General features: G+C 74.9%; 20 protein-coding genes. 18 read left to right on the top strand and 2 right to left on the bottom strand.

Translation table 11 applies throughout. The annotated features are described in order from the left end of the window. Window positions 1-29: 29 nt before the first annotated feature. From ACZ7LB_RS24675 to ACZ7LB_RS24605, 15 genes are all read left to right on the top strand, one after another. Entirely contained in the window at window positions 30-851 is an 822-nt protein-coding gene (locus ACZ7LB_RS24675) for an alpha/beta fold hydrolase (RefSeq protein WP_471471232.1), read from the top strand. Window positions 852-1,182: 331 nt separating this feature from the next. After that, the gene (locus tag ACZ7LB_RS24670; protein ID WP_471471231.1) at window positions 1,183-2,070 is read left to right on the top strand and encodes an alpha/beta fold hydrolase; all 888 of its coding nucleotides are present in this window, start codon (window positions 1,183-1,185) and stop codon (window positions 2,068-2,070) included. Between the two features lie 34 nt (window positions 2,071-2,104). Beyond that, window positions 2,105-3,253, top strand: coding sequence for an SDR family oxidoreductase (locus tag ACZ7LB_RS24665; RefSeq protein WP_471471229.1), 1,149 nt, complete (start codon window positions 2,105-2,107; stop codon window positions 3,251-3,253). Window positions 3,254-3,275: 22 nt separating this feature from the next. Further along, a complete protein-coding gene (locus ACZ7LB_RS24660; RefSeq protein ID WP_161224498.1) occupies window positions 3,276-3,560 on the top strand; it encodes an acyl carrier protein in 285 nt (94 codons plus the stop codon). After that, window positions 3,560-5,206: an AMP-binding protein gene (locus tag ACZ7LB_RS24655; protein ID WP_471471227.1), complete on the top strand. Its 1,647-nt coding sequence runs from the start codon at window positions 3,560-3,562 to the stop codon at window positions 5,204-5,206. The genes ACZ7LB_RS24660 and ACZ7LB_RS24655 overlap by 1 nt, the downstream gene beginning before the upstream one ends. After that, on the top strand, window positions 5,178-6,218 hold the full coding sequence (locus ACZ7LB_RS24650; RefSeq protein WP_471471226.1) for a transglutaminase domain-containing protein: 1,041 nt from the start codon (window positions 5,178-5,180) through the stop codon (window positions 6,216-6,218). The genes ACZ7LB_RS24655 and ACZ7LB_RS24650 overlap by 29 nt, the downstream gene beginning before the upstream one ends. Window positions 6,219-6,375: 157 nt before the next feature. Beyond that, on the top strand, window positions 6,376-8,676 hold the full coding sequence (locus tag ACZ7LB_RS24645; protein ID WP_471471224.1) for an MMPL family transporter: 2,301 nt from the start codon (window positions 6,376-6,378) through the stop codon (window positions 8,674-8,676). Window positions 8,677-8,711: 35 nt separating this feature from the next. Next, window positions 8,712-8,969, top strand: a complete 258-nt coding sequence (locus ACZ7LB_RS24640; protein ID WP_161224494.1) for a phosphopantetheine-binding protein — start codon at window positions 8,712-8,714, stop codon at window positions 8,967-8,969. Beyond that, on the top strand, window positions 8,969-10,561 hold the full coding sequence (locus ACZ7LB_RS24635) for a class I adenylate-forming enzyme family protein (RefSeq protein WP_471471222.1): 1,593 nt from the start codon (window positions 8,969-8,971) through the stop codon (window positions 10,559-10,561). The genes ACZ7LB_RS24640 and ACZ7LB_RS24635 overlap by 1 nt, the downstream gene beginning before the upstream one ends. Before the next feature lie 5 nt (window positions 10,562-10,566). Then, complete coding sequence (locus ACZ7LB_RS24630) at window positions 10,567-12,141, top strand: FAD-dependent monooxygenase (protein ID WP_471471220.1); 1,575 nt, start codon at window positions 10,567-10,569, stop codon at window positions 12,139-12,141. 406 nt (window positions 12,142-12,547) lie between these two features. Then, complete coding sequence (locus tag ACZ7LB_RS24625; RefSeq protein WP_471471218.1) at window positions 12,548-13,195, top strand: thermostable hemolysin; 648 nt, start codon at window positions 12,548-12,550, stop codon at window positions 13,193-13,195. Beyond that, entirely contained in the window at window positions 13,185-14,885 is a 1,701-nt protein-coding gene (locus ACZ7LB_RS24620) for an AMP-binding protein (protein ID WP_471471216.1), read from the top strand. Before ACZ7LB_RS24625 ends, ACZ7LB_RS24620 begins: the two co-directional genes overlap by 11 nt. Continuing rightward, window positions 14,882-15,808, top strand: a complete 927-nt coding sequence (locus ACZ7LB_RS24615) for a TauD/TfdA family dioxygenase (RefSeq protein ID WP_471471214.1) — start codon at window positions 14,882-14,884, stop codon at window positions 15,806-15,808. Before ACZ7LB_RS24620 ends, ACZ7LB_RS24615 begins: the two co-directional genes overlap by 4 nt. Before the next feature lie 456 nt (window positions 15,809-16,264). Beyond that, on the top strand, window positions 16,265-17,758 hold the full coding sequence (locus ACZ7LB_RS24610) for an MFS transporter (RefSeq protein WP_471471212.1): 1,494 nt from the start codon (window positions 16,265-16,267) through the stop codon (window positions 17,756-17,758). Then, window positions 17,758-18,309, top strand: a complete 552-nt coding sequence (locus ACZ7LB_RS24605; RefSeq protein WP_471471210.1) for a cupin domain-containing protein — start codon at window positions 17,758-17,760, stop codon at window positions 18,307-18,309. The genes ACZ7LB_RS24610 and ACZ7LB_RS24605 overlap by 1 nt, the downstream gene beginning before the upstream one ends. A gap of 276 nt (window positions 18,310-18,585) precedes the next feature. Here the strand turns inward: ACZ7LB_RS24605 and ACZ7LB_RS24600 are convergent, their stop codons facing one another. Further along, complete coding sequence (locus tag ACZ7LB_RS24600) at window positions 18,586-19,236, bottom strand: TetR family transcriptional regulator (RefSeq protein ID WP_471471208.1); 651 nt, start codon at window positions 19,234-19,236, stop codon at window positions 18,586-18,588. Between the two features lie 315 nt (window positions 19,237-19,551). On the opposite strand from ACZ7LB_RS24600, the gene ACZ7LB_RS24595 reads away from it, so the two are divergent. After that, window positions 19,552-20,670 carry an IS701 family transposase gene (locus ACZ7LB_RS24595; protein ID WP_471471206.1) on the top strand — a complete coding sequence of 373 codons (1,119 nt, stop codon included), beginning with the start codon at window positions 19,552-19,554 and terminating at the stop codon, window positions 20,668-20,670. Window positions 20,671-20,984: 314 nt separating this feature from the next. Here ACZ7LB_RS24595 and ACZ7LB_RS24590 read toward each other — a convergent pair whose 3' ends face one another. After that, entirely contained in the window at window positions 20,985-21,653 is a 669-nt protein-coding gene (locus ACZ7LB_RS24590; protein WP_471471204.1) for a ScbR family autoregulator-binding transcription factor, read from the bottom strand. Between the two features lie 289 nt (window positions 21,654-21,942). On the opposite strand from ACZ7LB_RS24590, the gene ACZ7LB_RS24585 reads away from it, so the two are divergent. Both ACZ7LB_RS24585 and ACZ7LB_RS24580 read left to right on the top strand, forming a co-directional pair. Beyond that, on the top strand, window positions 21,943-22,914 hold the full coding sequence (locus ACZ7LB_RS24585) for a ScbA/BarX family gamma-butyrolactone biosynthesis protein (RefSeq protein WP_471471202.1): 972 nt from the start codon (window positions 21,943-21,945) through the stop codon (window positions 22,912-22,914). Next, window positions 22,911-23,936, top strand: a complete 1,026-nt coding sequence (locus tag ACZ7LB_RS24580; RefSeq protein WP_471471201.1) for an NAD-dependent epimerase/dehydratase family protein — start codon at window positions 22,911-22,913, stop codon at window positions 23,934-23,936. Before ACZ7LB_RS24585 ends, ACZ7LB_RS24580 begins: the two co-directional genes overlap by 4 nt. The last annotated feature ends 159 nt before the right edge of the window (window positions 23,937-24,095 follow it).

Genomic DNA, 24,095 nt, shown 5'->3' with positions numbered 1-24,095 from the left:
CCATCCCCACCAAAGTCGGGGACCTTTTCGTGGAAATAGCCGGAAGCGGCCCCCCGGTCCTGCTGTGGCACAGCATGCTGGTGGACCGGTTCCAGTGGCAGCGCATGTCGGGCCCGCTCGCCGGTGAGCGCACCCTCGTCCTGATCGACGGCCCGGGCCACGGCCGCAGCGGACGCCCGCCCGCCGGGTACACCCTGGAGGACTGCGCGGACGCCGCCGCCGAGGTGCTCACCGAGCTGGGCATCGGCTCCGTCGACTGGCTCGGCAGCGCGTGGGGCGGCCACATCGGCCTGGTCTTCGCCGCCCGGCACCCGGAGCGGTGCCGCAGCGTCGTCACCATCGCCACCCCGATCGCCCCGCTGGAGACCGCCGAACGCCTCCAGACCCGCCTGCTGGCCGGGGTCTACGGGCGGTTCGGGCCCATCGCGCCGCTGTCGAACGGGGTCGCCGACGCCCTGCTCACCAAGCGGTCCAAGCGCACCGACCCCGAGGCCCGCCGGATCGTGCGGGACGGCCTCGCCACCGCCGACCGGGTCGGGATGCACCGCTCGATGCACGCCATGATGCTGCGCCGCCCGGACATCAGCGGCCTGCTGCCGGGCATCACCGCGCCGGTCCTGGTCATCGCCGGCAGCGAGGACGCGATGTGGCTCCCCGAGCCCGCCCGGCGCTCCGCCGACACCATCCCGCGGGGGCGCTGCGCCGTCGTCGAGGGCGCCCACCGGCTGCCCGCGCTGGAGCGGCCCGAGGCGGTCCTCACCCATGTCCGCGCCTTCTGGCGGCAGAACGCGGACGGGACGGAGCCCTCCGCGGGGGCCGGCGCCGCGCGGGCCGCCGGTTCCGCCGGGTAGCCCGTCCCGCACCGGGCCGGCCGCCCTTCCGCCGGCCGTGCCCGCCCCGGCGCTTCCCTTTCCGTACGGCATTCATCGGCCCGGCCGGCCACCGCCACCGGACGGCGGGAATTCCGGCCCGCCGGGCGGAAAGGAAAAGGGAAACCGGGGGAACGGGGCATGGGGGAACCCGGTCCGGAACACCGGAATCCACCCGGTTCCCCGAATTCCGGTTCCGGGCGTTCCGGTTCCGTCCCCGGTTCCCGGAATTCCGTCGTCCGGCGCCGCGTTCCGGCCCGCGATCCGTACGTCCCCTCATTCCGACTTGCACGCAACGACAGGGAGAACGGTCATGTCCAACACTTTCGGTGTCCTCGACGTCCGCTACAAGAACCACGAGGCCATCGCCCTTCCCGACGGCGGCGAGCTGTACTACGAGGACAGCGGCGAGGGCGCGCCGCTGACCTTCATCAACAACTTCTACATCCTGAGCCCCGTCTGGGGGAACTTCACCCAGGACCTGGCCAAGGAATTCCGCCTGATCAACTACGACCTGCGCAACCAGGGCGCCTCCTCCCCCGGCCCGGACCCGACCACCTTCGACGACCACGTCGAGGACCTGCGGCGGCTGCTGGACCACCGGGGCATCGAGAAGACCTACCTCGTCGCCACCTCCATCTCCACGCTGATCGCCCGGGAGTTCACCTACAAGTACCCCGAGCGCGTGGCCGGCCTGGTCCTCATCGGCCCGGCGTTCTCCCCGAACGGCACGCTGCGCCGCATCCTGCTCAGCAAGCACTGGCTGTCGACGCTGGAGCACGGCGGCACCACCGCCCTGTTCGACATGCTCTACCCGCTGGTCTTCCCGGACCAGCTCGTGCACGCCGGCGGCAAGCCCGCGTACCTGGCGCTGCGCGACAACTTCATGTCCCTGCTGTCGAAGACCGGCATCGCGGACAGCCTGAAGGCGTCCCTGGACGTCGACGACGACCCCGAGAAGCTGTCCACCCTCACCCAGCCCACGCTGCTGATCAACGGCGACGGCGACTTCGCCTGGAGCCGCTCCGTCATCGAGGACGCCCTGCAGCGCATCCCCAACAGCCAGGAAGTCACCCTCGCCCGCGCCGGGCACGTGCCGTTCTTCGACGACCCGGACGGCTTCCAGAAGGCCACCGCCGAGTTCGTCCGCGGCTGCGAGGCCGCCAGGTCCGAGGACGCCCGCGAGACGGTCGCCGCGTGATCCGCGCGGAGCGAGGACCAAGGGAGGGAACACCATGACCACACGTCTGCTCACCGGTGCCACCGGGTTCGTCGGCGGCGCCGTCGTCCTGGAACTCCTCGACCGCACCGAGGGCGAGATCTACGCCCTGGTCCGCGGCGAGGACTCCGCGGACGCCCGGCGGCGGCTGCACGAGGCCCTGATCGGCATGGCCCGCGGATACGGCCGCGCCGACCTGGAGACGGCCATCGTCACCCGCACCCGGGCGATCCGCGGCGACATGGCGCGGCCCGGCTGCGGGGTCGACCCCGCCGAGCTGCCGGCCGTCGACGAGCTGTGGCACGCCGCCGCCTCGCTGCGCTTCGAGGAGGAGTACCGCGAGGAGATCGAGGCGCTCAACGTCGGCGGCACCCGCAACGTGCTGGAGCTGGCCCGCCGGACGGGGGCCCGCACCTTCAACTACGTGAGCACCGCCTACGTCGCCGGATCGCGGCAGGGCGACATCGCGGAGGGGCCCGCCGTGGACCCGTCCGTCGCCAACAACTGCTACGAGGAGACCAAGGTCCACGCCGAGGCCCTGGTGCGCGGCGCCGCCGACGGCTTCGACCGGGTCCGGATCATGCGGCCCACCATCGTCATCGGGCACAGCCTGACCCGGCACGGCCTCAACTGGTCGGGGATGTACGGCTTCGCGCGCCAGATGATGACGATCGAGAAGCTCGCCCGCCGCAAGCTGGGCACCCTCCTCGCGCACGCCCGGCTGAACCTGATCGCCGACCCGCACTGCCCGGTGAACCTGGTACCGGTCGACATCGTGGCCCGCAACGCGGTCAGCATCGCGCTGTCCGACTCCGAGGAGACCTACTTCCACCTCGGCAACTCCGCCACCGTGCCGGTGCACGTGGCCCTCGACCGGATCATGGAACTGGTCGGGCTGCGGCCCCCGCACTACGTCACCGACCCCGACTGCTTCACCGCCCTGGACGAACAGCTCGACAAGGGCATGGTCTTCTACGGCTCGTACCTCAAGAACCCCAAGCGGTTCGACCTCACCCACACCGAGGCCGTGTGCGGCACCGGCTCCTGCCACGCCCCGCTCGACCTCGACGAGGTCACCGAGTACGTCCTCTACTACCTGCGCCGCCAGCGCGCGTACGTCGAGAAGTCGGGCCCCATCCGCACCCTGCACCCGGTCGTGGCCTGACCGCGACCGCGACGGAGGAATCATGCACGACAACGACGCGGTGCGAGCCGCCCTGACCGACGTGTGGAACCGGGTCACCGGGGAGGAACTGCCCTCCGGCCCGGAGGCGCGCACCACCTCGCTGTGGAGCCTCGGGCTGACCTCGGCCGGCTTCATCCAGCTCCTCGCCGCCGTCGAGGACGACTTCGGCTTCGAGTGGGACCTGGACGACGAGTCGGCCGAGGCCATCTCGTCCTTCGACAACCTGACCGCCTACGTCGTGGCCCACGCCACGCGGCTGCCGGCCGCGCTGCCCGGGGGCCGGTGATGGCCGGCGGCCGCATCCGCGAGGAGCTGGCGCTGCCCTCGGCGCCCGCTCTCGCCGCCCGCCGGCACGGGCGGGTGCCGATCCACCTGGACGTGCCGCTCGACCTGTTCCCCGAGGCGGGAACGGAGCTGGACTACGTCACCTTCGCGGACCTGGTGGACCGCGCGGCCCGGCTGCTCGCCTCGGCGGGCGCCGGGCCGGGGCACCGGGTGATGGTCGTCAAGCGGCCCAACTTCGACATCCCGCTGCTGGCCTTCGCCTGTGCCCGGATCGGCGCCGTGCCGGTGCTGATCCACCCGACGGTGGGGGCGGCGAACCTGCCGGTGCTGGTGGCGCGGGCCCGGCCGACGGTGCTGGTCACCGACGCCCACGCGGCCTCCCTCGGGGTGCTGGACGGGCTGGACGCGGCCGGGGAGGGGCCCGCGCGCTGGTACGCCGGGTCCGACCCGGTGGCCGGGGCCCGGCCGCTGCTCGGGCCGGCCCCCGCCGAGCTGCCCGGACGGCCCGTGCCGCGGCCGGAGGACGAGCAGCTGGTCACCCACACCTCCGGCACGACCGGGGTGCCCAAGCTGGTGCTCCAGACGGCCCTGACCTTCGCCGGGCAGGCCCGTCCCCAGACGGTCGTCGGGCGGCTGCTGCGGGTCCGCGACCCCTATCTGGTCTGCATCTCCCCGGTGCACGTGCGGACCGTGGCGGCGATCGTGTCGACGCTCGCGGTGGGGCTGCCGCTGGGCTTCATGACGGAGCCGGACCCGCGGAACGCGGCGCGGATGCTGCGCCGGGTGCGGCCCGGGGTCGTGGAGACGGTGCCGAACGCGTTCATCCGCTGGGAGGAGATCGCTGATGAGCAGCCCCGACTGCTGGCCTCCGTACGGCTGTTCGTCAGCACCTTCGACGCGGCGCATCCGCGGACCATTCGGACGCTGCTGCGCGCGGGCCGTCGTGGCGCACGGTACGTCCAGGTGTACGGCCAGTCGGAGACCGGGCCGGTGGCGATGAAGTTCTACCGGCGCGAGCCGGGCCGCCGCTGCGCCGACGGGCGCTGCGTGGGCCGTCCGCTGATCGGCCACTCCAAGGTGCGCATCGGCGGCCTGGACGGCGGGGCCGGCGCGGTGGGGCGCGGGACGACCGGCGCCATCATGACCCGCACCTCGGCGGTCACCCCGACCTACCTGGGCACGCCCGACCAGCGGGTGGACGGCTGGTGGGCGATGGGCGACGTGGGTGTCGTCACCGGCCGCGGGTGCCTGCACCTGTTCGACCGGATCGTCGACCGGCGGCCGGGCACGGAGAGCCTGCTGGCGCTGGAGGACACGATCCTGGAGCGCGTGCCGGAGCTGACCGAGGCGGTGCTCGTCCCGATGGAGGACGGCCTCCCGCCCGTGCCGCTGATCTGCACCCGGGGCGACCGCCCGCTGCCCGGGCGGGCCTGGGAGGCGGCGATCGCCGCCCTGCCGCCCGTCGCCCCGCCGGTCCATCTGACCTGGGACGAGATCCCGCACACCGCCACCTGGAAGGTGCGCCGCCCCGAGGCGGCCCTGCTCCTCGGTTCCTTCGCCGGGGGCCCGCCGCCGAGCGCGGCCGGTGCCGTACGGCCGCACGAGAGGAAGACCAGCGATGACACCCCTGTCCCCGCCCACCGCTGAGGCGGCCGGAGCACCCGCGCGGGCCGCCTCGGCGGGCCCGGCCGGGGCCCGCGTCCCCGTGCCCGGCGCGCTGCCGGACGCCTGGCGGGACGGGCTGGCCCGGCTGCGGAAGGTGCCCGGGGAGTTCTTCCGGGGGACCCTCGGCGTGGACGAGGCCGCCCGGCAGCTCGGTACCGCCGCCGAGACCGTGACGGCGCTGGTCGAGGCGGGGCTGCCCGCCGAGCGGGGCGGGGGCGGGCTCCTGCTGGACTACCACGACGTCGCCAACCTCGGGCTCGCCGCGCGGCAGGGCCGCTCGCTGGCCGAGCTGGCCGAGGCGCGGATGCTGCGGATGGCGGCGGGGCCGCGCGAGGGCTGGCTCAAGGAGCGCACCTGGCACGTCCGCCTCGCCGCACCCTGCGACGCCCCCGGCTGCCCCGGTGAGGTGCCGCCCGTCCCCGCGCCGGACCTGCTCGGCGGGACCCTGGTGGACGTCCGCCCGGCCGACGGCCCCGGGGGCGAGACGACCGCCACCGTGGTCACCAGGGGCACCGCCGCCGAGCCCCGCACGGAGGCGGTGCGCGCCGTCTACGACGGGCTGCTCGCCGCCCTCGACGACGGCTCCCACCAGTTCGGCTGGCTGCCGGACCGGCTGCGGGCCGACCCCGCGCGGGCCGCCGGCCTGCGCATGGTGGACTGCCAGGTGGCCGCCTGGATCATGGCGCGGGACGCCCGCGAGGCGGGCCTCGCGGCCCGCACCCGCAAGGGGTACGTCCTCGGCATGGTGGGCGTGGAGCACGCCTGGACCGAGGTCCTGGAGGACGGCCGCTGGCTGGTCCTCGACCCGGTCCTCGCCTTCCTGGCCCGCCGCCACAAGGCCAGCAACCCCGAGTTCACCGACTTCTGCCGGGGCTCGGTGCACAACCGGCTGCTGGCCTGGCCGGCCGCCTCCGAGGAGCCGGTCGTCGCGCACGACTGCGACCGCGGCGGCCGGTGCGCCCTGTCCTGCAACCAGGTCCTCGGGCGCGCCTGACCCCGCGCGTCCGCCCGCACCCCGCGCGCCCGCCCGCACCACGGCTCGCGGCCGGGCACCGCCCGGCCCGCCGCCCGCCGATCCGCCCGACCCGTCTCCCGCCGGCCAACCCGCAGCCCCGGGAGCCGCCCGCCTCCAAGACCCTGGAAGGGTTCCCATGCTTGAGAAGCTCGCCGCCCTGGCCGCGGGCCGCCGCAAACTCGTCCTCGTCCTGACGCTGCTGTTCTGCGTCGTCGGCGGGGCCCTGGGCGGCGGCGTCAACGACAAACTGTCCGCCGGCGGCTACGAGGTGCCCGACTCCGCGTCCAGCGCCGCGCAGAAGGCGCTGTCGAAGGAGTTCCGCGCGGGCTCCCCGAACCTTGTCATCCTCGTCGAGACGCCCGACGGGGTGGACGACCCCGGCACCACCCGGGCCGGACTGGAGCTGACCCGCGCCCTCGCCGACGAACCCGGCGTCAGCCAGGCCCTGTCGTACTGGACGCAGGACCGCGCCCCGCTGCTGCACAGCGAGAAGGGCGACTCGGCGCTGGTCATGGCGCACCTCACCGGTGACGAGGACGAGGTCGCCGAGCACCTGAAGAAGCTGCTGCCGCACTACCAGGACGGCTACCAGGGGCTCGACCTGAAGTTCGGCGGACTGGCCGAGGCCAACCGGGAGCTGACCGAGCAGACCCAGAAGGACCTGGCGCTGGCCGAGGTCGTGGTGCTGCCGCTGACGCTGATCCTGCTGGTCTTCGTCTTCCGCGGGGTGATCGCCGCGCTGCTGCCGCTGGCCCTCGGCGTCGTCGCCGTGATGGGCGCGCTGGCGGTGCTGCGGGTGCTGGTGGTCTTCACCGACGTGTCCGTCTTCGCGATGAACATCTCGACGGCACTGGGGCTCGGACTCGGCATCGACTACGCCCTGTTCGTGGTGAGCAGATTCAGGGAGGAGCTGCGCAAGGGCGCCACCGTCGAGCAGGCGGTCGGCATCACCCTGCGCACGGCCGGCCGTACCGTGCTCTTCTCCGCCCTCACCGTCGGCCTGTCGCTGTCCGCGCTGCTGATCTTCCCGATGTACTTCCTGCGGTCCTTCGCCTACGCCGGGATCGCCGTCGTCGCCTTCGCGGTGGTGGCCGCCCTGGTGGTGCTGCCCGCGCTGCTCGCGGTCCTCGGCCACCGGGTCAACAAGTGGTCCTTCGGACGGCACCGCGAGAAGCCGGCCGACACCGGCTTCTGGCACCGGCTGTCCCTCCTGGTGATGCGCAGGCCGCTGCCGCTGGCCACCGGTGTGGTGGTGCTGATGGCACTGCTGCTCACCCCGTTCCTCGGGGTCCGCTTCGGCCTCTCCGACGAGCGCGCCCTGCCGCAGCACGCGCAGGCCCACGAGGTCGGCACCCGCATCGCCGAGGACTACCCGGCCCGCGCCATGTCCCCGCTGCTGGTGGTGGCCGACGGCACCGGTGACCCGCGGTCCCGCACCACCGACATCGCGGAGTACTCGCAGCGCCTGTCCGAACTGCCGGACGTGGCCCGTGTCGACGGACTCGCCGGCTCCTACACCGACGGACAGCGGGTCGCGAAGCCGGGCAGGCTGTACGAGCAGTTCGCCGGGGAGAACGGCACCTGGCTGATGGTGGTGCCCGAGGTCGACCCGTACACCGACGAGGGCCAGGACCTGGTGACCGAGGTGCGGGAGATGTCCGCGCCGTTCCCGGTCCAGGTGGGCGGCACCGCGGCCTCGTTCAAGGACACCATGGCCTCGCTGGCCGACCGGCTGCCGTACGGCATGCTGATCATCGCCGCCAGCATCTTCGTCCTGCTGTTCCTGCTCAGCGGCAGCGTGCTGATGCCGGTCAAGGCGCTGGTGCTGAACCTGTTCAGCCTGACCGCCACCTTCGGCTCCATGGTGTGGGTGTTCCAGGACGGCCACCTCAAGTGGCTGGTGGGCGACTTCACCACCACCGGGATGACGGTGGCCACCAACCCGATCATGATGTTCTGCGTGGCCTTCGGGCTCTCCATGGACTACGAGGTCTTCCTGCTCTCCCGCATCAAGGAGGAGTACGACCGCACCGGGGACAACACCCTCTCCGTCGCCCGCGGTCTGGAGCGCACCGGTGGCATCGTCACCGCGGCGGCGCTGCTGATGGCCCTGGTGTTCCTCTCCTTCCTCCTGTCCGGCATCACCCACATGAAGATGCTCGGCTTCGGTCTGGCCCTCGCCGTCCTGATGGACGCCACCCTGGTCCGCGGCATCCTCGTGCCGGCCTTCATGCGGATGGCCGGACGCTTCAACTGGTGGGCGCCCGCCCCGCTGGCCCGTCTGCACCGGCGGATCGGGCTGCGCGACGGCGACGACGACCCCGCCCCCGCCGCGGGACCGGCGGCCGCCGGGGAAGCCGCCCCGGCCGCCTCCGCCGCCCCCGACCCCTCAGACCCGTCCGCCGGCGAGCGCAGCCCCGCGAAGGTCGGCCGCTGACCCCGTCGCACGCCGACACCCGAAAGGACACCACCATGAGCGATGCCACCACCGCCACCTCGCCCGGCCGGCGACTGCTGCTGGAACTCGTCGATGTGCCCGGCCTGTTCGACGACCTGGCCGACGACGCCGACCTGCTGACCGTCGGCATCAACTCCGGGGAGCTGATCCGGCTCGCCCTCGCCATCGAGGAGCGCACCGGAGTCCCCCTGGAGGACGAGGAGATGGCCACCCTCTACACCATCGACGGCATCGACCGCGTCCTGGCGGCGGCCCCGGAGGTGAACGCCTGATGTGGCTCGCCCACGCCGTCCGGCGGCGGCGCCTGCTCGCCCCCGGCGCGCCGGCCCTGGCCGACGAGACCCGCACCCTGACCTGGCGCGAGCTGGACGACCGCACCGACGCCCTGGCCTGCGGGCTGCTCGACCGGGGCCTGGTCCCCGGGGACCGGTTCGCCCTGCTCTCCCGCAACCGCCTGGAGGTCATCGAGCTGTACGTGGCCGCCGCCAAAGCCGGCCTCGTCGTCTGCCCCGTCAACCCGACCTTCCCGGCCCCCGAGGTCGAGCACATCGTCGCCAACGTCGCCCCGGCCTGCGTGATCGCGGACGCGGCGGCGGCCCGGCGGCTCGGCGACGCCCTGGGCGGGGGCACGCGGATCGCCCTGGACTCCCCGGAGTTCGAGGAGCTGTACGCCACCGCGCCGCGCCCGCTGCCGCTGCCCGACCGGGACGACGTCTTCGCCGTGGTGCACACCTCCGCGACCTCCGGCCGGGCCAAGGGCGTCGCCCTCACCCACCGGGCCATCGCGGCGGGCTACACGGCGACCGTCGCCGACTTCGGCTTCACCGCCGACGACGTGATGCTCTACCCCTGCCCCCTCTTCCACGGCAGCATGGTGGTGAGCCTGGCGCTGCTCGCCGCGGGCGGGACCCTGGTCGTCCAGGGCGACTTCACCCCGCAGCGGTTCCTCGCCTGCGTGGAGCGGTTCGGGGTCACGACGACCTTCATGGTCCCCTCGATGATCCGCTTCACCCTCCAGGCCAAGGCGTTCGGCACCACGGACCTGTCCAGCCTGCGGGAGATCGTCTTCGGCGGCTCCCCGATGCCGGAGCCGCTGCTGCGCGAGACGGTGCGCCGCTTCGGCGTCCCGGTCCGCAACTCCTACGGACTGTCCGAGGGCGGCCCCATCGGCACCGCCCTGTACACCGCCGACGGCGGGGACCCGGTCTCCTCCTCCGGGCGCATGCTGCCCGGCTGCCACATCGAGATCCTCGACGAGCGCGGCGAGCGCCTGCCGTACGGCGAGACCGGCGAGGTGTGCGTCCGGGGCGACGGCACCATGCGCGGCTACTGGAACGACCCGGAGGCCACCGCCCGCTCCCTGCGCGACGGCTGGCTGCGCACCGGCGACCTCGGCCGCATGACCGAGGACGGGCTGATCCACCTGGTCGACCGGGTCGGGGACGTCATCATCCGGGGCGGGCAGAACGTCTACCCCGCCGAGATCGAGCGGGTCCTCGCCACCGTCCCCGGCGTCCGGGACGTGGCCGTCGTCGCCGCGCCCTCCGAGGAGTGGGGCCAGGTGCCGGTGGCGTTCGTCGTCGCCGACCCGGAGCGGACCCCGACCCTGCCCGAGCTGATCTCCGCCTGCGCCGCCCAGCTCGGCAGCTACAAGCGGCCCGCCGCGGTGCGCTTCACCGAGGAGATCCCGCGCAACGCGGCCGGCAAGACCCTGCGCCGCGTCCTCAAGGAGCTGCTCCCGGGGGCCGGTCCCGCCCGCCCGGCGCCCGCCGGCCAAGCGCCCGCCGGCCAAGCGCCCGAGGACCGGGTGCCCGCGGACCCGGCGCCCGCCGCCGCGCGGCCGGTCGCCGCGGCCGGGGTGTGAGGGCGATGAGGGTCGCGTGCGTCGGCGGCGGTCCCGCCGGACTCTTCTTCGCGCTCCTGATGCGCCGGGCCGGCGACCACCGGGTCGACGTCTTCGAACGCAGCGCCCCGGACGCCACGTTCGGCTTCGGCGTGGTCTTCTCCCGGCTCAGCCTGATGCGGCTGCGCCGCACCGCCCCCGAGGTCGTCACCGGCATCCTGGACGGCGGCGCCCGCTGGGAGCAGGTCGAGGTCCGGCGCGGCGGCGAGTCGCTGAGCACCTCCGGCCACGGCTTCGCCGCCGTGGAGCGCCGGGAGATGCTGGCCATGCTGCGCCGGCACGCCGAGGAGGCCGGGGTCGGGCTGCACTACGGCACCGAGGCCGACGCCGCCTCCCTGCTCGACCGCTACGACGTGGTGGTCGCCGCCGACGGCGCCGGCAGCCGCAGCCGGGGCGCCTTCCCCGACGGGTTCGGCGCCCGGGTCACCCCGGGCGGCAGCCGGTACGCCTGGTTCGCCTCCGACCGGGTCTTCGAGGACATGACCTTCCTCTTCGAGGACAGCCCCCACGGGCCGGTCGCCGCCCACGCCTACCCGTACTCCCCGGACCGCTGCACCTTCCTGGTGGAGATGGACGGCGGGAGCTGGGAGCGAGCCGGGTTCACCGACGGGCACACCCGGGGCGCCGACTGGACCGACGAACGGGCCATGGCCTTCGCGAACGAGGTCTTCGCCGGCCATCTGCGCGGCGGACGGCTGCACGGCAACGGCTCGCGCTGGCTGCGCTTCCCGCAGGTCTCGGCCGAGCACTGGCACCACAAGAACCTCGTCGGCATCGGCGACGCCGTCCACACCGCCCACTTCTCCATGGGCTCCGGCACCACCCTGGCCCTGGAGGACGCCGCCGAACTGGTGCGCGCCCTGACCGCCGGGGACGTCCTCGACGTACCGGCCGCGCTCGCCGCGTACGAGGAGGTGCGCCGTCCCGTGGTGGCGGGCGTCCAGGAGTCCGCCTGGGCCAGCCGGAGGCTCTGGGAGGCCCCCGAGGGGCACCGGGACGCCTCCCTCAGGGAGCTGACGCTGCGCCTGCTGACCCGGGCCGGGCAGCTCTCGGTGCGCCAGATGCAGCGCCTGGACCGGGACTTCGGGCGGACCGCGGGGAGCGGCTTCACCGCCCTGCCCGGGGCGCCGGTGCGGGACCTGGCCGAGCTGGACGGATCGCTGGTGGAGGTCGCCGCGCCCGGTGGCGGGGCGGAGGACGCCGAGGTCCTCGTCGAGCGGGTGCGCGCGCTGCGGCGTGCCCGTCCGGAGGCCGAGGTCGGCCTGGTGGTCCCGGCGCCCGCCGCCGACGGCGCCGCGGTGCGGCACCTCGCGGAGCTGGTCGCGGAGGTGGTGTGCCGGGCGCCGGTGGACATCGTGCTGGCCGGCCCCCGCCCGGACGACACCGGCGCGGGCCGGGTCGCCCAGATGGTGCTCGCCGAGGAACTGCGCCTGCGCACGGGCACCCGCACCGGGTACGCCTGCCGGCCGCAGGAGCTGGAGCACGGCTGGACCCATGTCCAGGCGGGCCGGGTCGACGAGGTGTGGACGACCGGGGCCTGAGCCCGGCCGGCACGGCTGACCCGGCCGCGCGCGGCCCCCGCCGGTCCCCCCGGGATGCCGGGGGGACCGGCGCTCCCGTCCCGACCCGAGGCCCTGACCGCCGCCGAGAGCCCCCCACGGCCCCGGAGCGGACGGACACGGAGAGGGCGCGGAGGGCGCGGAAACCCCTGGACACCATGGTGACCGGGAGTTTCCGCTTTTCCCCGGAGCGTTTTACGGATGCATTTCCCGGAGACGTGAACCATTCCTTCCGGACGCCTTTCCGGAATTCCCGGCGGACCTGACGGAGAACATGACGGACGCCGCTCCGTTCGATTGTCCCGGAGGGGCGTCCGGCGAATGATGAGGGCACGCAGACATGTGAACGGCACGCAAGAATCCCGGAACGGACGAAGGGGCGCCATACGTGCGGATATCACTTGCCGAGCGGGGGACGCCGGGCTGGAGGGAATCCGCGGCCATGGTCAGCATGGTCTTCGCGGAGTCCTTCGGCGCCGAAGTGTCGCCCGACCCGGACCTGTTCATCCGGTACATCGAACACGACGCGACGGGTCGCGAGGAGATCCAGGCATGTGCCGGGATCTCCTACCCGGAGAACGGCGAGGTCTTTCTGGAGCAGTATCTCGACGCACCCGTCGAGGAAATCCTGTCGGCGCACACCGGTGAATTCGTGGACCGCCGCGACATTCTCCAGGTCAGCAGCATTGCCTCCGTCAGGGCCAGCGCCGGAATGGAATTGATCCAGGCTTTCCCCCTGGTTTTCGCCTGCCTGGGCCGCCCCTACGCGGCCATGACCATGACCGGCCGGCTCGCCGCCGTCATGCAGCGGGTGGGCGTGGTCCTCCACCCCGTCTGCCAGGCCGACGGCTCCCGGCTCCCGGCGGCCGAACTGGCCCGCTGGGGCACGTACTACGCCACCCGGCCCGTCGTCGGCTACGGGCACATCTCCGAGCAGACGGACCTGCTGCTGCGCGGCGTCGGACGGTACGTCCTCGACGCGCTCGACATCCGTCTCGTCCCCTCCCAGCGAGAGGAGCTGGCCCATGCGGCCTGACACCCAGGGCACCCCGGGCACCCCGGACCCCGGCGGCCCGGCCGCCGCGGCCGGGCACGTCATCGCCCCGCCCGCCACCGGCGGCCGCGTCGACCTGATCGGCGGTCTGCTCGCGCGGGCCGCCGACGACGCGGTGATGGTCAGGGTGCTCTCGCCCACCGGCGGCCCCGCCACCGAGTGGAGCTACCGCGACCTGATCGGCGCCGCCGGTGTGCTGGCCGGCTCCCTCACGGGCCGCGCCGCCGCGCCGGGCCGCCCGGTGCGGGTCGGCCTGGTCGCCGCCAACTCCCCGGAATGGGTCACCGCCGACCTCGCCACCCTGTTCGCCCGCGCCGTGCAGGTCCCGGTGCCCACCGCGTTCAGCGCGGCGCAGGCCGCCTCCCTGCTGGAGGGCGCCGACGTCTGCCTGGTCGACGCCCAGGGCGCGGCCCGGCTGGAGGACTGGGCCCGGGAGTCCGGCGCCCCGGTGCTGCCCGGGGGGTGCGAGGTCGTCCGGGTGGACGCCGCCGCCCTGGCCGGGCGGGCCGGCGGCGCCCTCCCGCCCGCGCCCGGCCCGGACGCCGGGGACGCCGTCGTCAAGGTCATCCACACCTCCGGGACGACCTCCGCGCCCAAGGGCGTGCGCATCCGGCTGCACGGCATCGAGTCGCTGATCACCTCGCTGATCGGGCACGTCGACCGGACGGCCTTCGCCCGCTACCTCTCCGTCGTCCCGCTGAGCCTGCTCATCGAGCAGGTCGCCGGCCTCTACATGCCCTTCCTGGCCGGGGGCAGCGTCACCTTCCTGCCGCCGGGCGCCGCCCTGGTCGGCACCGCCGCCGACGCCGCGGGGCCCCGGCTGCGGGCGCTGCTGCGACAGGCCGGACCCACCGCCATGGTGGTGCCGCCGACCGTCGCCGGGCTGCTGCTCGCCCTGTGCGAGGAGCGGCCGGAGGAGACCGTGGCCGAGCGCCACCGGCGGATCTTCGGCCACGACGGCCCCGTCTTCATCGCCTGCGGCGGGGCGCCCGTACCGGTCGAGGTGCTGCGCCGCCTGGACGGATACGGCATCACCCTCTACGAGGGGTACGGGCTGAGCGAGAACAGCTCCGTCGTCTCCTGGAACTTCCCCGGCCAGACCCGCTTCGGCACCGCCGGACGGCCCCTCGCCCACGTCCACGCCGAACTGGCCGAGGACGGCGAGCTGCTGATCCGCAGCGACTCCCTGTTCGCCGGGTACACCCGCGAGGACCCCTCCAGCGTCGTCGTCGACGAGCGGGGCCTGCTGCACACCGGCGACCTGGCCGTCATCGACGAGGACGGCTACATCCGGATCACCGGGCGCAAGAAGAACGTCGTGATCACCGCCGGGGGCCGCAACCTCTCGCCCGAGTGGATCGAGGCGCAGTACCGCGAACTCGGCTTCGTCCGGGAGGCCGCCGTCGTGGCCGACGGGCTGGACGCGGTGCACGGGCTGTTCGTCGTCGACGCCGACGTGGACCACGAGGAGGCCCGTGCCCGGATCGAGGCGTTCGGCCGGGAGCGGCTCTCCGGCATCGAACGCGCCACCGTCGTCCGGCTGATGGCCGCCGACGACCCCGACTACACCGTCTGCTTCACCGTCACCGGCCGTCCGCGCCGGGACGTCGTCCGCGCCCGGCTGACCGGCGCCGACGGGACCGCCCGAGCACTCGAAGGAGCCTCCGCATGAGCACCGCCACCCTCTCCGCGCCCCGCACGGTGACCGCCGTCCCGTACGGCACCGGCAGCGGACTCCTGCTGACCCCGGCCGAGCCGGGCGCGGGCCTCGACGGCGTCGACACGGCGGAGCTGCTCGGGCTGCTGGGCACCGCCGGGTTCCTGCTGCTGCGCGGCTTCGGCGCCGGGATGGACTCCTTCACCGCCCTGGTGCAGCGCGCCTCCACCTCCACCACCCTGGACCCGGCGCGCGACTTCTACTCCGAGGTCGCCCAGAAGGTCGACGCGGGCTACGACGAGGTCGGGCTGCACACCGAGAACGGCAACAGCCCCTTCCGGTCCCACCTGGCCTGGTTCTTCTGCGAGAAGGCCGCCGCGTCCGGCTCGCAGACCACCGTCTGCGACGGCCACCGGGTGTGGGACGCGCTGTCGGAGCCGGCCCGCACGGCCTTCGCCGCGCAGGACATCGTCTACAGCCGCTACGTCGCCGAGCCGCAGTGGCGCGCCATGGCCCACCACCTGCTCAACCGGCCCGCCGAGGAGATCGAGGTCGGGGAGCTGGTGCGGCTCGCCGCGGCGATGCCCGGCACCGAGGTGGAGCCGCAGGAGGACGGCGGTGTGCGCTACGCGTTCCGCACGCCCGCCGCGGACGCCACCCTGTTCGGCACCCGCCCGGCGTTCGCCAACAGCATCCTGGGCCCCTCGAACAACTACGAGACGCCCCTGATCACCTTCGCGGACGGCACCGAGTTCGGCGCCGGGCTGCTCGACGAGGTCCGCGAGGTCTCCGGCGCCCTGACGGAGAACCTGGAGTGGGCCGACGGGGACGTCGCCCTGATCGACAACACCCGGGTGATGCACGGCCGCCGGGCGATCACCGACCCGGACCGCACCATCTACAACGCGCTCAGCTACATCGAGCGGCCGGAGCGCTGACGGCCCGGCCGTCACCCGGGTCCTCCTCCCCGGGTGACGGCGGCCGGGGCCCCGGGTCCCCCTCCCGGGCCCCGGCCCGCATCCGGGTCCCGGCCCGCTCCGGGTTCCGGACGCCCCAGCGCCCGGGCCCGGGCCCCGCGCGGGCCGTGGTGCGGGGCGCGGCGGTGCGGGACCCGGAGCCGAACGGGCCGGTCGGACCCGCCTCCTGGCGGAGCCGCCCGGGTCCCGGCCGTGTGCCGGATGCCGCCGTGCGCCCGCCTCCCCGCCGGACACCGCGTCCCCGCCGGACGTCCGTCCCGGCCCATGCCCGTACCCGCCCCGCCGTTCCCGGCCCGTGCACCCCCGCCGTCACGGCCCCGCCCCGCGGTCCCCGCCGCGCCGCGGTCCCGCTCCGGCGCCCCGTCCGCCCGTTCCCGTGTCCGCTCCCGTCCCGTACCCGCCCCGGAGGGCGTTCAGATGACCATCGGCCTGGAGTCCGCCGCGCCCCCGGCGGCGCCCCCGCATCCGCACCGGCGGCGGCTGCTCGTCCTCGTGGCGCTGGCGCAGTTCATGGTGCTGCTCGACACCACCGCCGTGAACCTCGCGCTGCCGCGGATCAGGGCCGACCTGGGCATGGGGGTGGGCGGCAGCCAGTGGGTGCTCACCGGGTACGTGCTCTGCTTCGGCGGGCTGATGCTGCCCGGTGGGCGGCTCGCGGACCGCTGGGGCCGCCGGGCCACCTTCCTGACGGGGGCGCTGGTCTTCGCCGTCGCCTCGCTGGCCTGCGGGTTCGCCCCCGGCACCGGCTGGCTGGTGGCCGCCCGCGCGGTGCAGGGCTGCGGGGCGGCGCTGCTGTCGCCGGCCGCCATGTCCATCGTGACGACGAGCTTCCCGGCGGGCCGCGAGCGCACCGCTGCGCTCGGCGTCTGGGCGGCGCTCGCCGGGCTCGGCGGCACCGCCGGGGTCATCCTGGGCGGCCTGATCACCGACCGGCTCGACTGGCGCTGGGTGTTCCACGTCAACCTGCCGGTCTGCGCGGTCGCGGCGGCGGGCGTGTGGCTGCTGCTGGCGGACCGGCGCACGGCACCCGCGCGGGGCGGCGGCCGCGCGGACCTGCCGGGCGCGCTCACCGCCACCCTGGGCGTCGCCCTGCTGGTGTACGCCGTCGTCGGCGTCGAGACGTCGGGCGCGGCCTCGGCCCGGGTGGCGGTGCCGGGCGCGGCGGCGGTCCTGCTGCTGGTGTCGTTCGTGCTGGTGGAGCGGCGGGCCGCCGATCCGCTGGTCCCGCTCGGGCTGTTCGCGACGCGGTCGCTGTCCGCGGCCGGGGTCGGCCGGGTGCTGACGAGCGGCGTCCAGGCGGCGGCCCTCTTCCTGCTCAGCTACTACGTCCAGGGCAGCCTCGGCTACAGCGCGCTGCGGGCGGGCTTCGCCTTCCTGCCGCTGGGGCTCGCCGCCGTCGCCGTGACGCCGCCGGTCACCCGGCTGCTGCGCACGGCGGGACCCCGCGCGGTCTATCTGACGGGGGCGGTGCTCACCCTCGGCGCCCTGCTGTGGCTGACCCGGCTGCCCCGGGACGGCGCCTACGCCACCGATCTGCTGCCGGCGCTGCTGGCGCTCGGCGCGGCGCTCCAGTGCTGCACCCTGCCGGTCAACGTGCACGGCGTCTCGGAGGTGCCCGAGCGGCAGCAGGGCATCGCCTCGGGGCTGCTGACCGCCTGCTTCCAGGTCGGCGCCTCGCTGGGGCTGGCCGTCGTCGCCACCGGCGCGGCCGGGCGCACCGGGGACCGCGTCGCCGACGGCGTGCCGTGGGCGGACGCCTGGCTGGACGGGCTGCGCCTGGGCTTCTGGATCGCGGCGGTCCTCGCCGCGCTGAACGTCCTCAACGCGGCGGTCGGCTTCCGCTCCCCGGGGCGCGGGGCGGCGCCCCGCGAGGCCGCGCCCGACACCCACTCCTACGGAAGGACCGACTGATGGCACGCGCGGGGGACACCCTGAAGCTCGGGGACGACCGGCTGACCTTCCTCACCACCTCCCGGGACACCGGCGGCGCCCATGTGGAGGTGGAGGTCGAGTACGCCCCGGCGGTGACGCGGCCGCCGGTGCACTACCACCCGCGCCAGCGGGAGCACATGCGGCTGGTCGAGGGGGAGCTGCGGGTCGACCTGGACGGGCGGCCGCGGACCTACGGGCCCGGCGAGGAGTTCCGCGTCCCGGCCGGTGTGCCGCACACCCTGTGGAACCCGGGGCCGGGCCGGACCACGGTGGTGTGGCGGACGGCGCCCGCCCTGGACACCGAGAAGGTCTTCGAGACGCTGTGGGGGCTGGCCGACGAGGGCCGCATCGCCACCGGCAAGCCCCTGCTGCACACGGCGCTGCTGGCGCTGCGGTTCCGCAACGAGTACCGCCTCGTCACCGGCCGGCCCTTCGCCCTCGACATGGCGATGTGCGGTCTGCTCGCGCCGCTGGGCCTGGCCTGCGGCTACCGGCCCACCTACCGTCCGCCGCACCTGACGGCCCGGTAGTCCGCCGCGGGGCGGTGCCCCGGTCGGGGCGGCCGGCGGTGCGGGGCCTCGGGCGGGGCCGCGCACGCTCATGCTCCCGCGCGCGGTCACGGTCCCGCGCGCGGTCACGGTCCCGCGCGCGGTCACGGTCCCGGGCGGGGTGGGGCAACGGGCGGGGTGGTGCGCGGGCACGGGTGCGGTCACGGGTGTCGGCGCGGGCGCCCCTTCCCGGCCGTGCTCCGGGCGGGTTCCTCCGGTCGTCCGGCCGGCGGGGCCCGCCTTCCGGTGTGTCCGGGGTCAGGCGGCGGCCAGGGTGGGCCGGACGAGTTCGAGCATGCGGGTCAGCCACTGGGGGCCGCTGCGCAGCCCGCCGAGCGGGCCGTACTCGCCCGGGGGGCCGCTGGGCAGCCGGGACATGGCGGCGGCGCTGACGACCAGGGACATCAGCAGCGCGGTGGCGGCGCCGACCTCCGCGTCCGCGGTCAGGGTGCCGTCGACCCGGGCCCGGTGCAGGGCCTGGAACAGGGCGCCGAGCCAGTTGACGTGGCAGTGCAGCGAGGGGTCGCCCGGGGTGTCGATCTCCTGGGCGAGCCGGGCCCCGGCGCGCACGACGACGTCGGTGTCCATCAGCCGGACGAGGTCGTGCGTCATGGCGATGGCGAGGTCGAGCCCCGGGCCCTCCTGCCGCGCCAGTTCCGCGAGCCGGGCCCCGGAGACCGCGCAGGCCTCGGCCTGCACGGCGCGGGCGAGGTCGGCCTTGGCCGCGAAGTGGAAGGACAGCGCGCCCTTGCTCACCTCCGCGAGGTCGCTGATGGCGGTGAGGGCCGCGCGTTCGTACCCCACCGCGTCGAACACCGTCGAGGACGCGCGGATGAGGCGTGCCCGGGTCCGCTCGGACCGTTCCTGCCTCACCACGGTGGTCCCACCGCTCCGTCGGGCATCGTCCACCGGCTCCTCATTCCCCATCGGTCATCCCGAACGACGGTAGAAACCTACCCCCCGGTTTGTCAAAGGGGGGTCACTCAAGGGAGTGGAGACGGGGTGGAGGCCCTAAAAGCGGAAGATCATCTTCATAAGATCCTCACAACCTGCGGTTTTGCCTCCCGGGTCAATGACCGAGCGAAGTCGGCCATTTCAGGATTGACAAACCGCGCGCCCGGTTTTTACAGTCTGGCTTGGCTTGTTCTTGAGCGTTGGCTGCAGAACACACCTCTAGGGGGACCCACCGTGACCACTGCCGTCCTGAGACCGGAAGCGCCTGCGGTGTCCGAGCTGGCGGACCTGTTGTTCGCCTCGCTGCGCAGGCGGGACCAGCGCGAGAGGGGGGAGCAGTATCTGCGCGGACTGCTGGCGGCGGAGGGGCGCAAATCCATCCGCAACATCGCCAGCGTGATCGGCGGATCGGCCACCGAGCAGAGCCTGCACCACTTCGTCTCCTGCTCGCCCTGGGAGTGGGCGCCGATGCGGCGGGCGCTCGCGGCGTACGTGCACCAGGCCGTGGAGCCGCAGGCCTGGGTGGTGCAGTCGATGCAGATCCCGAAGGTCGGCGAGCACTCGGTCGGCGTGGACCGGCACTTCGTGCCGCACCTGGGCCAGACGGTCAACGGCCAGCAGGTGTTCGGCGTCTGGCTGGCGTCCCCGCGGCTGAGCGCCCCGGTCAACTGGCGGATGTTCCTACCGGGCTCCTGGCTGGAGGACACCGACCGGCGGCGCCGGGCGGAGATCCCCGAGGGGCTGCCCGAGGAGACCATGGCGGCCTGCGCGGCGTCGGTGGTGCTGGAGGCCGCGGCCTGGGGGCTGCCGCCCCGGGCGGTCCTGCTGGACGCCCGCGACCCCGAGCTGCGCGGCGCCCTCGACACGTTCACGGCGCTGGGCATCCCGTTCCTGGCCCGGATCGACGGCGGCGACCGGCTGGCGGTGGCGGACCCGTCGCTGCCCGGCTACGGCGCCGGGGCGCTGTCGGCGCAGCAGATCATGCGCTCCGTCAGCGGGCTGCGGCGGCCGGTGGAGTGGCTGGACCCGAGCGCCCCCACCCCGGCGGTGCGGACCTCGCTGGTGGCCGGCATCCGGGTGGAGCCGGTGCGCGCGCCGTACCGGTCCCGGCCCGCCGAGGCCGGCCGGGACGCCACCATGCTGATCGGGGAGTGGCGCGATCCGCAGCGCCCCCCGGCCGAGCTGTGGCTGACCGGCATGGCCTCCTCGGCCCCCGCCGGGCTGCTGCGGCTGAGCAAGCTGACCCGGCGGGTGGCGCGGGACCACCGGGAGTTCGGCGAGCCGAGCGGGCTCGGGGAGTTCGCGGGCCGCTCCTTCCAGGGCTGGCACCGCCACGTCACGCTGGCCTCCGCCGCGCACACCGCGGCCCTGCTGGGAGCGCAGCGGTGACCGCCGTGCCGGTGCCCGCGGTGCTGATCCCCCGGGGCCTGGCCCTCCTCCTCCCGCCGGAGGCGGGGGCGGGCCCGTGCCCGGCGGCGGACACGGGACGCGGCGGCGCGGTCGGCGCGGACACCGGGCCCGCGGGTGCGGACGGCGTGCGTGCGGACGGCGTGCGTGCCGACGCCGGAAGCACGGCCCCGGGGTCCGCCGACGCCGTACGGACGGAGCCCGCGCGGGCGGACGCCGTACGGCCCGGGTGCGGGGGCCGCGCGGAGACGGCGGTTGCGCCGACCGCGGGCCGCCGGGCGGCACCGGCCGGGCCGTCAGGCCGCGCCGCTGCCGGCCTCGAAGGCGTCCTCGGCATCGTCCTGGGACGGGCCCGCGAGCGCCGCCGGGTCGGAGACGCCCTCCGGGCGCAGCCGGGCGATGGCGCTCGGCTGGGCCACCGAGGGCAGGATGTGCCGCCACATCACGGTGACCCGCTCGTGCAGGTCGGCCCGGCCGCAGATGGCCTCCGCGATGAGCTGGACGCCGGTGAAGCTGGCGACGAAGAACTCGGCGGTCTCCCGGGTGTCGAGCTGCGGCAGGACCTCGCCCGCCTGCTGCCCCTCGGCCAGCAGCCGGGTGGTGAGGTCGAACCACGCGCCCCAGGGGTGGGAGCCCTGTATGAAGACGCCCTCTATCGAGAGCCGGGTGCCCGCGCGGGCGATCGGGTCGTTGCGCAGGGCGTGGGCGAACCGGTGCGTCATGTCGATCAGTGACTGGAGCGGCGAGCTGTTCGCCACGCCGACCACCGCGGTCTGTTCGTCCATGATCGCCTGGGCGAGCGACTCCTTGGACGGAAAGTGGAAGTACATCGCGCCCTTGGTGACGCCCGCCCGGCGCAGGATCTCGGACGTGGCCGAGCGCTCGTAACCATGGTCGGCGAAGACGCTCGCCGCGGCTTCCACAATCGTGCGGCGGGTCTGCACCGCGCGCGCCTGCTTGGCCATCTCTCGCTCCGAGTCTTCAGAGTCGTACCGGGGCGGACGATCTTTGTCCGCCGTTCAACCAGTCTTTCCTCCACTCTACCCGACCCGACGGTCTGTTTATGGGGTCCCACCAGAGCGTATGCGGCTGGAATGCGACCCTCCGGGCCGTCCGGAGGCCCGTTAATGTGATGCAGATCACGCCCGTCGAGCGAAAGTTCGACGCAGAAAGAAACCGCTCAGGCTGTTTTTTTGGCAGACTGCACCCCGAGGGCCACACGGGCTGCTCGTGAAGGGGGATTCACTCGTGACCGTGCTCATTGCCGCTCCGATCATGTCCGCGCACGCCCGGCCGGACACCGCGCACAACCGGAATGAGGGAGTCCGCGTCCCGCGCGAGCTGGTCCACCGGGCCGATGCGTCAGATGTCCTGATCACGCACTTCCAGCAGCTCTCCGGACCCGGCGAAGGGGCTGACGGAACGTTTCGCACGTCCGTCCACTGGCCCCGTGCCCACGCCCTGTTCTCCCCGGTCGCGGACGGTCGGGAGAATCCGATGCTGATCGCCGAAACGATCCGCCAGGCGGGCACGGCCGTCGCGCACCTCGCCTACGACGCCCCCACGGACCTGCACTTCCTGATGTGGGACCTGCGCTACGCGGTACCGGCCGAGGTGCTGCGGAGCGGCCTGTCCCTGGCCCCCACCAGCGCGGTCGTGCGCGCCCTCGACGTCCGCCGGCGCGGGCGCCGCCTGGCCTCCTTCCACATCCAGGCCGACCTCTACCGCGACGACGTCCTCGTCGGCCACGGCGGTGCCTCCGCCACCCTGGTCTCCGACGCCGCCTACCGCAGGCTGCGCCCGGCCCGGCCCGCGGCGGCCCCCGTGCCGCTGCCCGACCCGGTGCCGCCGGTCCTGGTCGGCCGCACCGGCGCCCGGGACGTGCTGCTCGCCGCCTCCGGCACCCCCGGCACCTGGCTGCTCCGCGCCGACCTCGGCCATCCCGTGATCTTCGACGGCCAGACCGACCACATGCCCGGCCGCGGCCTGCTGGAGGCGATGCGCCAGGCCGCCCAGCTCGCCACCGGGTACGACCACGTCGTCGTCCCGTCGGTGGACGCCGAGTTCTGCCGCTACGTCGAACTCGACCGCCCCTGCCTCGTCACCGCCGAGGTGCGCGCCCCGCTCCCGGACGGCTCCCTGCCGACCTGGGTGACCCTGACCCAGGACGACGAGGTCGCCGCCGTCGGCGTCCTGCTGGTGCGCCCGTCCGGCGCCGCCTCGTGACCGGCCGGGTCCTGGTCACCGGCGGCACCGGCTTCATCGGCTCCGCCGTGCTGCGCGCCCTGGCCGCCGAGGGACGGTGCGGCCGGGGCGAGGTCCGGGCCCTGGTCCGGCGCGCACCGGCCGCCGCCGGGACGGGCGGCACGGCGCCGGGCGGCGCGGTCCCGGCGGGCGGGGCCGAGGGCGGGGCGGTGCCCGGCACCGAGTACGCCGAGGCCGACCTCACCGACCCCCGCTCCCTGCGGGGCGTCTGCGACGGCGTCGGCACGGTGCTGCACTGCGCCTCCTTCATCGGCTCCGACGAGGAGCGCTGCCGGGCGGTCAACGCCGACGGCACCCGCGCCCTGCTCGCGGAGGCCGCCCGGGCCGGCGCCCGCACGGTGCTGGTCAGCACCACCGCTGTCTACGGGGACGGACCGCACCGGGGGCTCACCGAGGACGAACGGGAGCCCGCCCCGGTGTCGCCCACCAGCCGCAGCCGCCGGGAGGCGGAACGGGCGGTGCTGGCCGGGGGCGGCACGGTGCTGCGCCCGCCGCTGATGCTCGGGCCCGGCGACGTGTGGCTGGTCCCCGCGCTCGCCCGGCTGCTCGGCCGGACACCCCTGCTGCCGGACGGCGGCAGGGCCCGGCTGTCGCTGGTCGCCGTCGACGACCTGGCCCGGCTGCTGGCCGTCCTCGCCCGCACCCCCGGCGCCCTGCCGCCCGGCACCGTCCATCACGCCGCCCACCCCGACACGGTGACCCTGCGCGGCCTGGCGGGGCTGCTCGCCGCCGTCCTCGGGGTGCCGGAACCGGGCGCGGGGGTGCCGTGCGACGCCTATCTCGCGCTGCTGCGGGGCACCCCGGAGGGGGAGCGGATCGGCCCCCGCCGGATCCGCCTGATCGCCGAGGACCACTGGTACCGGTCCCCGGTCTGGGCCCGCACCGGCTGCCCGGCCGGGCCCGGCCACGCCGTCCGGCTGCGGGAGGCGGCGCCGTGGTACCGCTCGCACCTGGCGGGCGGTGTGGCCCCCGCCCCCGCCTGACGCCCTGCCCGCCGCCGCCCCGCCGCGGCACCCGCCCGTGGCGACGCCCGTTCCCGGCGCCCGGCGCTGTCCGGGCCCGGAGCCCGCGGGCCGGTGCCCGCGGGCACCCGGGCCGGTGCCGTCCGGCACGGGTCCGGTGGTCCGCCGGGGGTACCCGCC

This window comes from Streptomyces sp. NPDC107521 (genome assembly GCF_055598485.1).
This window is presented reverse-complemented; position numbering and strand designations above follow the sequence as displayed.